11 protein-coding genes are annotated in these 11,568 nt (G+C 62.8%); 7 read left to right on the top strand and 4 right to left on the bottom strand.

Annotated elements, in window-relative coordinates:
• Positions 1-209: 209 nt before the first annotated feature.
• Positions 210-1,613 (top strand): MFS transporter, encoded by a 1,404-nt coding sequence (locus KFO72_RS39630; RefSeq protein WP_224101818.1) that lies wholly within the window; start codon positions 210-212, stop codon positions 1,611-1,613.
• Positions 1,614-1,658: 45 nt separating this feature from the next.
• Here the strand turns inward: KFO72_RS39630 and ehuA are convergent, their stop codons facing one another.
• The 4 genes from ehuA to ehuB form a co-directional block, all read right to left on the bottom strand.
• A complete protein-coding gene (gene ehuA / locus KFO72_RS39625) occupies positions 1,659-2,546 on the bottom strand; it encodes an ectoine/hydroxyectoine ABC transporter ATP-binding protein EhuA (protein ID WP_405083877.1) in 888 nt (295 codons plus the stop codon).
• A complete protein-coding gene (gene ehuD / locus KFO72_RS39620) occupies positions 2,543-3,202 on the bottom strand; it encodes an ectoine/hydroxyectoine ABC transporter permease subunit EhuD (protein ID WP_062917133.1) in 660 nt (219 codons plus the stop codon). The genes ehuA and ehuD overlap by 4 nt, the downstream gene beginning before the upstream one ends.
• Positions 3,199-3,882, bottom strand: a complete 684-nt coding sequence (gene ehuC / locus KFO72_RS39615; RefSeq protein ID WP_054933574.1) for an ectoine/hydroxyectoine ABC transporter permease subunit EhuC — start codon at positions 3,880-3,882, stop codon at positions 3,199-3,201. The genes ehuD and ehuC overlap by 4 nt, the downstream gene beginning before the upstream one ends.
• Before the next feature lie 181 nt (positions 3,883-4,063).
• Complete coding sequence (ehuB, locus tag KFO72_RS39610; protein WP_103254584.1) at positions 4,064-4,918, bottom strand: ectoine/hydroxyectoine ABC transporter substrate-binding protein EhuB; 855 nt, start codon at positions 4,916-4,918, stop codon at positions 4,064-4,066.
• Positions 4,919-5,142: 224 nt separating this feature from the next.
• Between ehuB and KFO72_RS39605 the strand changes: the two genes are divergently transcribed.
• The 6 genes from KFO72_RS39605 to KFO72_RS39580 all read left to right on the top strand — a co-directional run bounded on the left by KFO72_RS39605 (position 5,143) and on the right by KFO72_RS39580 (position 11,456).
• Entirely contained in the window at positions 5,143-6,573 is a 1,431-nt protein-coding gene (locus KFO72_RS39605) for a PLP-dependent aminotransferase family protein (protein WP_225034350.1), read from the top strand.
• Between the two features lie 157 nt (positions 6,574-6,730).
• Positions 6,731-7,705, top strand: coding sequence for a hydroxyectoine utilization dehydratase EutB (gene eutB / locus KFO72_RS39600; protein WP_225034349.1), 975 nt, complete (start codon positions 6,731-6,733; stop codon positions 7,703-7,705).
• 13 nt (positions 7,706-7,718) lie between these two features.
• Positions 7,719-8,720 carry a cyclodeaminase gene (locus KFO72_RS39595; protein ID WP_225034348.1) on the top strand — a complete coding sequence of 334 codons (1,002 nt, stop codon included), beginning with the start codon at positions 7,719-7,721 and terminating at the stop codon, positions 8,718-8,720.
• 9 nt (positions 8,721-8,729) lie between these two features.
• Entirely contained in the window at positions 8,730-9,959 is a 1,230-nt protein-coding gene (gene doeA / locus KFO72_RS39590) for an ectoine hydrolase DoeA (RefSeq protein ID WP_225034347.1), read from the top strand.
• Between the two features lie 4 nt (positions 9,960-9,963).
• Positions 9,964-10,983 (top strand): N(2)-acetyl-L-2,4-diaminobutanoate deacetylase DoeB, encoded by a 1,020-nt coding sequence (doeB, locus tag KFO72_RS39585; RefSeq protein WP_225034346.1) that lies wholly within the window; start codon positions 9,964-9,966, stop codon positions 10,981-10,983.
• The gene (locus tag KFO72_RS39580) at positions 10,980-11,456 is read left to right on the top strand and encodes an Lrp/AsnC family transcriptional regulator (RefSeq protein ID WP_062917129.1); all 477 of its coding nucleotides are present in this window, start codon (positions 10,980-10,982) and stop codon (positions 11,454-11,456) included. Before doeB ends, KFO72_RS39580 begins: the two co-directional genes overlap by 4 nt.
• Positions 11,457-11,568 lie beyond the last annotated feature (112 nt).

The following is an 11,568-nucleotide window of genomic DNA, read 5'->3' as shown; positions in this document are numbered from 1 at the left end:
AAAGAAAAGTAGGTGCCGCCCCGCACAGGGGCGACGCTTGAAGCAGGCTAACAATTCGCGGATGCCAGCACAAACGGTAGACAGCGCACAGCAAATCAGCAAATCAGCAAATCAGAAAGACACCCCCAACCCCGACTCGCGCAGCGAACAAACGTCAAGCTCCAACCTCAACAGCGTCGCAGACAAAACCCAAACCCGAACCCGAACCCATGCCTCTGGCAATAGGCACCTTCATCGTGCCCCTAATCGTCGCCTGCGCGATGTTCATGGAAAACGTCGACTCGACGGTCCTCGTCACATCCCTGCCTGTACTGGCACGCGACCTCGGCCACGACCCAATCACCCTGAAACTCGCAATCACGGCCTACGTGATCGGCCTCGGCGTGTTCATCCCCGTCTGCGGCTGGGTAGCCGACCGCTACGGCCCACGCTCCGTATTCCGCACTGCAATCGGCATCTTCATGGCCGGCTCGCTGATGGCCGCCGCATCGACGACCCTGCCGCTCTTCGTCGCCGCGCGTTTCGTGCAGGGCATCGGCGGCGCGATGATGGTGCCCGTTGGCCGCATCATCATCTTCCGCTCCGTGCCGAAGTCGGACTTCATCCGCGCCGTCAACTATCTGACCGTGCCCGCGCTGCTCGGGCCCGTCGTCGGGCCGCCGCTCGGCGGCTTCATCACGACGTATCTGCATTGGCGTCTGATCTTCATCGTCAATATTCCCATCGGTCTGTTCGGCATCTGGCTCACGAACAGACACATCGCCAACATGCGCGAAGCGCATCCCGGACCGCTCGACTGGACCGGCTTCGTCCTGTCGGCGAGCGGCGCGTCGCTGTTCATGCTCGGCTTGTCGCTGGTCGGCGGCGAACTGGTGTCGGACCGCATATCGACGGCAATGTGCGTGCTCGGCGCCGTGCTGCTGCTCGTCTACTGGCGCTACGCGAGCCGTGTCGAACGGCCGGTGCTCGATCTCAGATTGCTGCGTATCCCGAGTTTTCACGCAAGCGTCGCAGGCGGCTCGCTGTTCCGGATCGGCCTGGGCGCCGTGCCGTTCCTGTTGCCGCTCGCGTTGCAGGAAGGTCTCGGCATGACGCCGTTCGCGGCGGGCACGATCACCTGCGCTTCGGCGTTCGGCTCGATCTTCATGAAGACGATCGCGTCGTCGGTGCTCGCGCGCTTCGGCTTCCGGCGCGTACTGATGTTCAACGCCGTGCTGGCCGGCTGCGCGATCGCCAGCTATGGACTGTTCGGCCCCGGAACGCCGCACGCTGTGATCTGGTTCGTCGTGTTATTCGGCGGCGTGTTTCCGTCGTTGCAATTCACGTCGCTGAACTCGCTCGCGTATGCGGATATTCCGAGCCGGGACGTGGGCCGCGCGACGAGTGTCGCCAGCGTGGTGCAACAGATTTCGCTCGGTCTCGGGGTGACGATCGCGGGCATCGTGCTGCAGATATCGCACAACGTGCAAGGGCATTCGACCATCGTATGGACCGACTTCTGGCCCGCGTTTCTGGTGGTCGGCCTGTTCTCGCTCGCGTCGATTCCCGTGACGGCGAAGCTGCCCCACAACAGCGGCGAAGAACTCGCGCGCGGCGGAAGAGGGGAAGCGTGACGTGACGCGCGCATTCAGGAACGTCACGCCTCGACGCCAGACGCTTTAGACGGCTTCGCGAACCGCGCGCAGGAACTGCTGCGTGCGTTCGTGCTGCGGCGAGGTGAAGAACTGCTGCGGCGGCCCCTGCTCGATGATCTTGCCTTGCGAGAAGAAGCACACACGGTCCGCGAATTCGCGCGCAAAACCCATCTGGTGCGTGACCATCAGCATCGTCAGATTGTGTTCTTCGCCGAGCCGCCGGATCACGTTCAGCACTTCGCCGCATAGCTCGGGATCGAGCGCGGACGTCACTTCGTCGAACAGCATCACCTTCGGGCGCATTGCCAGGGCGCGTGCGATTGCCACGCGCTGCTGCTGGCCACCCGACAACTGCGAAGGATAGTGATTGCACTTGTCGGCGAGACCGACTAGCGAAAGCAACTCACGCGCGCGTTCCGTTGCTTCCTTGCGCGACAGGCCGAGTACCTGCATCGGCGCTTCGATCGTATTGGCGAGCGCCGTCATGTGCGGGAACAGGTTGAAGCTCTGGAACACCATGCCGATCTTGCTGCGCACGCGACGCAGATGCGCAAGCGAGGCGGGCACGAGCGCGCCGTTCTTGCGCATGTGGGTGAGCGGCTCGCCGTCCACTTCGATCATGCCGCTCGTCAGCGGATCGAGCGTCATCAGCACGCGCAATAGCGTCGACTTGCCCGAGCCGCTGGGGCCGATAATCGCCACCTTCTCGTTCGGCGCGATTTCCAGATCGAGTTCGTCGAGCACGGTGAGCGCGCCGTAGCGCTTCGTTACGCCGGCGAACCGGACCATCGGCTGGTCGCCGTTCGCGTTCGGTGTTTCGCTCAGCGCGGCAACGGGGTCTCGCTTCATCTCTTTCTCCATCACGGGGGACTCGGACTGCAAAGTGGTGTCGGTGTCTGCGTGCGTCTTCATGGCAGCCTCAGGCGAATTTCCAGCTGCCGCACGAGTTGCGCGAACGTCACACTGATGACGAGGAAGAACAGTCCCGCGAGCGTGATCGGCTCCAGATAACGGAACGTTTCCGAGCCGACGTTCTTCGCCTGCTGCATCAGTTCGACCACAGTGATGGCCGATAGCACGGGCGTGTCCTTGAACATCGCGACGAGGTAATTGCCGAGCGCGGGAATGATGGGCCGCACTGCCTGCGGCAGAATCACGCCGCCATACGTGCGCCATGGCGACAGCGACAACGCACAAGCTGCTTCCCACTGGCCGCGCGCGACGCCATTCAAACCCGCGCGATAGACCTCGGACGTGTAGCACGCGTAATGCAGCGCGATGCCGATCGTGCCAGCCGTGAGCGCGGACATCGTGATGCCGTAAGCCGGCAGCACATAGAACAGCACGTAGACCTGGATCAGCAGCGGCGTGCTGCGGATGAACTCGACGACGAATCCGACCGTGCGCGACACCAGCCTGATCGGGCTGCGCCGCAGGATTGCAAGCACGAGGCCGAGCACGAGCGCAATCGCAAAGCCGACCAGCGTAATCAGGATCGTGTAGACGGATGCGCGTGCGAGGTCGGGCAGGATATGCGCCGCGTACTGCAGATCGAAAAAGTGATTCATGACGCCGCCTTTTGCGTGATCTGACGCGAAGTGTGAGCGATGATGCCGTGGCTCACGCGCCGCTCGAAATGACGCATCAACGCGACAAGCAGTTGCGCGAGCACGAAGTAGATGACGAGCGTGAGGCAAAAGATTTCGGCGGTCTTGAACGTTGCTTCGTCGAGCTGGCGCGCGCGGAACGTGAGATCCGACAGCGTGATCAGCGAGACGAGCGAGGTGCCCTTCAACAACTCGATCATCAGGTTGGTCGCGGGCGGCAATGCGTTGATCATCGCCTGCGGCAGGATAATGCGGCGCATGCGCGCGAAGGCCGACATGTTCAGCGCGACGGCCGCTTCGAACTGGCCGCCCGGCACCGAGCGCAGCGCGCCGCGCAGAATCTCGGAGCCGTATGCGCCGTAGTGCAGACCAAGCCCGACGATGGCCACCGTGAAAGGCGTCAGCTCGATTCTGAACGGCGGCAGCGGCAGCACGAAGAAGAACCAGAACAACTGCACGAGCAGCGACGTGCCGCGAAAAACTTCGACATAGACGTTGCCGAGCCAGCGCACGGGCGCCCATGGCGCAAGCTTTGCAGCCGTAGCGACGAAGGCCATGGCGATCGCGAGCAGCGTGCCGAGCGCGGCGATCTGGATAGTGACGAGCGTGCCTTGCAGCAGCAGGGGAAACAGTTCACGCATGGCGGTTGCCTCGCTTGCATGATGGCGCATGGATGTGCGCGGGATTGAATGCTGGAAGCAATCTCGGTGCCTCCCAGGCGTGCGCGATCCCGATTGCGCCGCCGGCGTATTGCATCGCGGCGCATGACATCGCTTGCCTCGCAATGGAGACGCATTGACCCTGCGTCCCCATTGCGTCGAATCACTGGCCGCAGATTTGCGCGGCTGTCTTCGTGGTCAGATTCGTTTTGTCGAAGCCGAAGGGTCCGACCGTCGCGAGATGATCGGGGGTGCCGAGCCATTGATGCAGTTGCTTGTTCACGGCATCGCGCAGGTCGGTGTCTTCCGGCCGGAACGCCAGCGCGCCATAGCCCGTATGGTTCGGATCGTCCTTGAAGAACGAGACGGTTTCGACCTGGCCCGCATCTTTCGATGCAAGTCCCTTCATCGTCAGCGCGGTGCCCGCTGCGGCGTCGGCGCGGCGCGTGCGCACTGCCTGCAGTTGCGCTGTCGTGTCAGGCACCTGCAGCAGTTGCGCGTCCTTGACGCCCGCGTCGCGCGAATTGGCGACTTCGACGGCGCCCGCCATGACCGCGAGCTTGAGGTCCGGCTGCTTCGCGACGTCGCCATAGCTGTGCAGATTCTTCGGGTTGCCTTTCATCACCAGCAGCGTGTCCTGGATCTGATACTGCGGATCGGCGAACGCAACCTGCTTGCAACGCTCGGGCGTGATGTACATGCCCGCAGCGATGACGTCGAAGCGGCCGGCGCGCAGGCCTGGAATCAGCGAGCCCCACTCCGTCAGCACGGCATCGACTTTCTTCACGCCGAGCTTCTCGAAGATCTTGCGCGAGATTTCCGGCGACTCGCCCGTCACCTTGCCGTCGGGCTGCGTGTAGGCGAACGGCGCCTCGTTCGCATAGCCGATGCGCACCTCGCCGGTGCGCTGGATGCGCTGCAACGTCGTTTCAGCCGACGCGAACTGGGTGTGCATGGCGAGGCTCGCTGCCGCGAGGCAGAGGGCGCCGAGCATGACTGACGTGCGCTTCGATTTCATGGCGATTCCGTATGAGGGCGAAAAGAGAGTGATAAATGACGCAGTGCGGTGCATGCCCGAAGCGCGGGAAAACCCGATGTGGCAAGGATTCCGGCGCGTTCGACATGTGCTGCGATGCGACCCATGAACGCAGCATACAAAGCCATTTTTTTGTTCCGATTGCTCTAGGACAATAATTTTCAGCACCGCTTTTGTCGCACTATGCATGGTGTGGAGCGCGCTGCATGCGCGGCTTTGCATGGAACGGGAGTCGGCAGGTGATCGAGCAATGGCGGGAAGCGGTTGGCGCGGTGCATGGCGTCGAGTCGAAATACAAGCGGCTGGTGAAGGCGATTGCGATCGATATCGAAAGCGAGTCGCTGCGCGCGGGCGCGCGTCTGCCGCCGCAGCGCGACGTCGCGTCGGAGCTGTCGATCAGCGTGCAGACCGTGACGAATGCGTACAAGGAACTGGAGCGGCAAGGGCTGATCCGTTGCGAGGTCGGGCGGGGCAGCTTCGTCGCCGAGCGCGTCACGGAAACGATGTCGAACTATATGCTCGATACGGCGGAGCGTTCCGTCATCGACTTTTCGATCGCACGCATCATCCATACGCCCGAGCACGACGCGATGTGGCGCAAGGTGTGCGCGACGCTGTCGAAGATAGAAGACCAGCCGTGGATTCGCGCATTCAGGCCGATTGCGGGCTTCGAGCATCATCGGCAGGCGGGTATTGCGTGGCTGCAGACGATGGGCATGCCCGCTTCGATGGACACGATGCTCGTCACCAATGGCGCGGCGCACGGCATCTTTCTCGCGCTCGCGTCGCTGGTCGGTCCCGGCGATACGGTGCTATGCGAAAGCCTGACCGACCATGGCGTAATCGGCTCCGCGAATGTGCTGGGCTTTACGTTGAAAGGGCTGGAGATCGACGAGTACGGCATTCACCCCGAGCATTTCGAAGAGATGTGCGACAGCGAGCGCATCACGGCGCTCGTCTGCACACCCACGCTGAACAATCCCACCGTCGCGATGATGCCCGAGTCGCGACGCCGGTCGATTGCGCGGATCGCTGAGCGCTACGGCGTGTTCGTGATCGAGGACGACGTGTATGGACCGTTGCCCATGTCGCGTCCCGCGCCCATTTCGAGTCATATTCCGGACCTGTCGTTCTACTGCACGAGCATGTCGAAGTCCGTGCTAGCTGGCTTGCGCATCGGCTATCTGACCACGCCGCGCCGGCTCGCGCTGCGCGCCGAGAGCGTGTTGCGCGTGAGCAGCTGGATGGCGACCTCGCCGATGGCGGAAGTAGCGACCCGCTGGATCAACGACGGCACGGCCGCGCGGCTCGTCGAGATGCAGCGCGGGCGGTTGGCGATCCGGCAGGCGATCGCGCAAAAAGTACTCGGCCCATATGTGCTCGGCTCGCATCCGCAAGGCTTGTCGGTATGGCTGCGCGTGCCCGATCACTGGCAGGCGGACCGGCTCGTGCGCGAGCTGCGCAACCGGAGTATTGCCGTGACGTCGCCCGATCCGTTTCTCGTGCGCGGCGCGGACCGGCCCAACGCCGTGCGCTTGTGCGTGGGCGCGGAAGTGAGCGACGAGCTCTATCAGGAAGCGCTCGAAACGATGCGTGACGTGTTCGAGCAATACCCGCAGGTGCATGACTTTGGCTGAATGCGTCATTGCATGCGAACGGGCAAAACGAAAATGTACCAGGACAATAGAAAACAATATTTAGAACATTAGACTGGCCGCACTGAGTCCGCTGTGGCCCGCATCGAATCCCTGCGATGCGTACTACAGCGGTCGTGAACAGGTGCAAGGGCCGTCAATGTCCGTACTTTCGCTTGCCGATGTCTATGTCGCACGCCGACGTATCGAAGGGCGCGTGCTGCGCACGCCGCTGGTCGAATCGCCTGCCTTGTCGGCCGTTACGAACGCTCCCGTTTATCTGAAACTCGAATCCGTGCAGCCGACAGGCAGCTTCAAGCTGCGCGGCGCGACGAACGCACTCGTGCGCCTTGCCGAAACGGGTTGCACGCGCGTGGTCACGGCATCGACAGGCAATCATGGGCGGGCCGTCGCGCACGCAGCGCGCGCGCTGGGAATCGAGGCGGCCGTGTGCATGTCGTCGTTGGTGCCGTCGAACAAGGTCGAGGCCGTGCGCGCGCTGGGCGCGCAGGCGCACATCGTCGGCAGGAGTCAGGACGATGCACAACATGAAGCGCAACGCCTCGTGCGCGAAGAAGGTTACGCCTACGTGCCGCCGTTCGATCATCTCGACGTGATCGCCGGGCAGGCGACCATCGGCGTAGAGATCGCGGAAATCTTGCCTGACGTCGGGCATATCGTGGTGCCGCTGTCGGGCGGCGGACTCTTTTCAGGGGTTGCGTTCGCCGCGAAGCAGATCGCGCCCAGCGTGCGCATGACGGGCGTGACGATGGCGCGCGGCGCCGCGATGCACGCGAGCCTCGCAGCAGGCAAGCCCGTGCCCGTCGATGAACTGGAGACGCTCGCGGATTCTCTGGGCGGCGGCATCGGGCTCGACAACCAGCACACGTTTTCACTGACACGCAAACTGATCGACGAGATCGTATTGCTCGACGAGGCGTCGATTGCGCGCGGCATCGTGCACGCCTATGAAGTCGAACATCTGGTGCTCGAAGGCGCTGCCGCTGTCGGCATCGCCGCGCTGCTCGCCAGGCGTCCCGGCAATGCGCCGCTTGCACGCGGCCCGATCGTGCTGATCGTGACGGGCGCCAACATCGACATGAACCAGCATCGCCGCATTGTCGGTGCAGCCTGATACGGAGTGACGGATGACAGCTATTACCCTGCTAGGCGAAGCGCAACTCAGGGAACTCGTGCCGCTCGATCTCGCCGCTATCGATCAGATCGAGTCCGCGTTTCTGTCGCTCGCGACGGAAGCCGTCGCGATGCCGCCGATCCTGCGGCTCGATCTGCCCGAGCATCGCGGCGAAGTCGATGTGAAGACGGCCTATCTGCCGCGCTTCGACAGCTTCGCGATCAAGGTCAGCCCCGGTTTCTTCGACAACCCGAAGCTCGGACTGCCGAGCCTCAATGGACTGATGCTCGTGCTGTCCGCTAAAACGGGATTGACGGAAGCGGTGCTGCTCGATAACGGCTATCTGACGGCCGTGCGTACGGCTGCCGCGGGCGCTGTTGCAGCGCGCTGGCTGGCGAAACAGCACGCGCCGAATGTCGCAGTGATCGGTGCGGGCGAACAGGCGCGTCTGCAATTGCAGGCGCTCGCGATGGTGCGCAAGGTCGAGCGCGTAACGGTATGGGCGCGTAATCGCGCGAACGCCGAGCAGTTTGCAGCCGACATGTCCGGGCAATTGCGTATCGCGTGCGAAGTGGCGCGCGACGTGCATGATGCGCTCGCCAAAGCGGACATCGCGATCACGACGACGCCCACCACCGAGCCGCTGGTTCATGCGGCCGATCTGCATCCGGGTCTGCACATCACGGCCATGGGCTCGGATGCGGAACACAAGAACGAAATCGCACCGCAAGCCCTGGTGGCGGCGCGCTATGTGTGCGACCGCGTCACGCAGACGCGTGTGCTCGGCGAACTTCATCACGCCATTGAAGCGGGCGCCGTCGATGCGGCCGCACCGCATGCGGAACTCGGAGAGATCATCGCAGGACAGGCCCAGGGCCGCACGCGCGACAGCGACATCACGTTGTGCGACCTCACGGGCACGGGCGCGCAGGACACGGCCATCGCGACGCTCGCCGTCGCGCGTGCGCGCGCGGCCAATGCAGGCACCCTTTTCCGCAACGACATGAAGCGCTGAGAGGAGACCATGTCAGACACACCTCAACTGGAGCGGGACGATGTCGAGCAGGCGGCACCAATGGTCCGCCTGCCATTCGATCGCAGCGAGTACGACGCACGCATCGCGAAGACGCGCCGGGCAATGGAGAAGGCCCAGATCGATCTGCTGATCGTGACGGACCCGACCAACATGGGATGGCTCACCGGCTACGACGGCTGGTCGTTCTATGTGCATCAGTGCGTGCTGCTCGCGCTGGACGGCGAGCCCGTCTGGTACGGGCGGGGACAGGATGCGAACGGCGCGCTGCGCACGGTGTTCATGAAGCGGGAGAACATCGTCGGCTATCCGGACCACTACGTGCAGTCTCCCGAGCGTCATCCGATGGACTATCTCGCGCGCGAAGTGATCGAGGCGCGCGGCTGGCAGGCGCGCCGCATCGGCGTCGAAATGGACAACTACTATTTCAGCGCGGCCGCATTTGCGTCGTTGCAGCGCAATCTGCCCAATGCGACATGGCGCGATGCGACGGCGCTCGTCAACTGGCAGCGCGCTGTAAAGTCGCCGCGCGAGATCGAGTACATGCGCATTGCTGCGCGCATCGTCGAGAAGATGCATGCGCGGATCGTCGAGCAGATCGAACCGGGCATGCGCAAGAGTGATCTCGTTGCGCAGATCTATTCGGCGGGGATCACGGGCGTCGACGGATATGGGGGCGACTATCCCGCGATCGTGCCGCTGCTGCCGACAGGCGCCGATGCCGCCGCGCCGCATCTCACCTGGGACGATTCGCCGTTTGAAAACAACGCAGGCACGTTCTTCGAAATTGCCGGCTGCTTCAAGCGTTATCACTGTCCGCAGTCGCGCACCGTCTATCTCGGCAAGCCGCCGAAGCATTTCATCGATGCGGAAAAGGCGGTTGTCGAAGGCATCGAAATGGGCCTTGCTGCCGCGAAGCCCGGCAACACCTGCGAGGACATCGCGAACGCGTTCTTTGCGGTGCTGCGCAAATCGGGCATCGAGAAGAACAGCCGGTGCGGTTATCCCATTGGCGCGAGCTATCCGCCCGATTGGGGCGAGCGGACGATGAGCCTGCGTCCGGGGGACAAGACCGTCCTCGAACCCGGCATGACGTTTCATTTCATGCCGGGCCTGTGGCTCGACGACTGGGGACTCGAAATCACGGAAAGCATCCTGATTACCGGGTCGGGCGTCGAGACCTTCTGCAACACGCCGCGCAAGCTGTTCGTCAAGGAGTAGGGCAATGCGGGCTTCACCCATATCCGCGACGATCGATTTCGAGGCCTACGGCGAACAGCACGGCTTTCTGAAGTTGCCGCATTCGCACGATGCATCCGCGTGGGGCGCCGTGATGATTCCCATCACGGTGATCCGCAATGGCGACGGGCCGACCGCGTTGCTGACGGGCGGCAATCATGGCGACGAGTACGAAGGTCCTATCGTGCTGTCGAAGCTCGCATCGACGCTGAAGGCGAGCGATGTGACGGGGCGCGTGGTCGTCGTGCCGTTCATGAACTATCCGGCGTTTCGCGCGGGCAGCCGTACGTCGCCCATCGATCGGGGCAACCTCAACCGAAGCTTTCCGGGCAAGCCGGATGGCAGCGTGACCGAGAAGATTGCCGACTACTTTCAGCGCTATCTGCTGCCGCTCGCGGACTATGTGCTCGACCTGCACGCGGGCGGCCGCACGCTTGATTTCGTGCCGTTCGCCGCCGTGCACGTGTTGGCGGATGCGAAGCAGCAGGCGCGTTGCGAAGCGGCGATGCGCGCATTCGGCGCGCCGTATTCGATGCGGATGCTGGAACTGGATAGCGTTGGCCTGTTCGACACGGCTGTCGAAGAAGCGGGCAAGGTATTTGTATCGACTGAACTGGGCGGCGGCGGCACCGCGACGGTGTCGAGCGTGGCCGTCGCCGAGCGCGGCGTGCGGGGCTTTCTTGCGAATGCGGGTGTGTTGTCATTGCATGACGGCGACCATACGGCGCAGCGCACGACTACTTTGCTCGATATGCCGGACGGTACTTGCTATACGACTTGCGAGCACGATGGGTTGCTGGAAATGTGCAAGGACCTGGGAGAAAGCGTCGAAGCGGGCGAAGTGATCGCGCGGGTTCACGATATGACGCGGACGGGTGCGAAGGCTGTCGAGTATCGTGCGCGACGCGGCGGCTTGCTTGCTGCGCGGCATTTTCCGGGGCTCGTGCGGATTGGCGATACGGTGGCCGTGGTTGCCGATGTCGTCGAGCGTGGTATTCGCGTATGAAACTCGACCGCTACGATCTTGCGATTCTTCGCATTCTTGCGCGAGATGGGCGTATTACGAAGTCGCGGCTCGCTGAGGAAGTGAATTTGTCGATCTCGCCTGCGTGGGAGCGGGTGCGGCGGCTGGAAGAGAGTGGCTTGATTCGTGGTTATCGGACGGATGTTGATTGGGCTAAGGCATTTAAGGGTAGCCGGATTATTGTTGAAGTGACGCTGGCGCGGCATACGGCGAATGATATGCGGCGGTTCGAGGAACGGGTTGGGCGGGCGGAGGAAGTTGTGCAGTGCCATGCTACTGGCGGTGGGGTGGATTATTTTTTGCACGTGGTGGCGCGGGATATTGATCACTATCAGCGGTTTATTGATTCGCTGCTCACCGAGGAGGTGGGGATTGAGAGGTATTTTACTTATGTGGTGACTAAGGTAGTTAAAGAGGGGGTGGAGTCGGTGCCCGACTGGGCTGAGGTGGGGTGATGGTTTTTGCTTTTGGTTTTGCTTTTGGTTTTTGTTTTTGGTTTTGATTTTTTGCTTTTTCGCTGGCATCCGCGTTACGTTAGCGTGCTTCAAGCGTCGCCCCTGTGCGGGG

Source organism: Paraburkholderia sp. XV (assembly GCF_020177535.1).
GTDB classification, from domain to species: Bacteria; Pseudomonadota; Gammaproteobacteria; order Burkholderiales; family Burkholderiaceae; genus Paraburkholderia; species Paraburkholderia caribensis.
The sequence above is the reverse complement of the archived record's forward strand: the minus strand, read 5'-3'. Positions and strand labels throughout refer to the sequence as shown.

Coding starts and splice junctions, on each gene's coding strand:
- KFO72_RS39630 (WP_224101818.1), top strand. CDS start 210: ATGCCTCTGGCAATAGGCACCTTCATCGTGCCCCTAATCGTCGCCTGC.
- ehuA (WP_405083877.1), bottom strand. CDS start 2,546: ATGAAGACGCACGCAGACACCGACACCACTTTGCAGTCCGAGTCCCCC.
- ehuD (WP_062917133.1), bottom strand. CDS start 3,202: ATGAATCACTTTTTCGATCTGCAGTACGCGGCGCATATCCTGCCCGAC.
- ehuC (WP_054933574.1), bottom strand. CDS start 3,882: ATGCGTGAACTGTTTCCCCTGCTGCTGCAAGGCACGCTCGTCACTATC.
- ehuB (WP_103254584.1), bottom strand. CDS start 4,918: ATGAAATCGAAGCGCACGTCAGTCATGCTCGGCGCCCTCTGCCTCGCG.
- KFO72_RS39605 (WP_225034350.1), top strand. CDS start 5,143: ATGCGCGGCTTTGCATGGAACGGGAGTCGGCAGGTGATCGAGCAATGG.
- eutB (WP_225034349.1), top strand. CDS start 6,731: ATGTCCGTACTTTCGCTTGCCGATGTCTATGTCGCACGCCGACGTATC.
- KFO72_RS39595 (WP_225034348.1), top strand. CDS start 7,719: ATGACAGCTATTACCCTGCTAGGCGAAGCGCAACTCAGGGAACTCGTG.
- doeA (WP_225034347.1), top strand. CDS start 8,730: ATGTCAGACACACCTCAACTGGAGCGGGACGATGTCGAGCAGGCGGCA.
- doeB (WP_225034346.1), top strand. CDS start 9,964: ATGCGGGCTTCACCCATATCCGCGACGATCGATTTCGAGGCCTACGGC.
- KFO72_RS39580 (WP_062917129.1), top strand. CDS start 10,980: ATGAAACTCGACCGCTACGATCTTGCGATTCTTCGCATTCTTGCGCGA.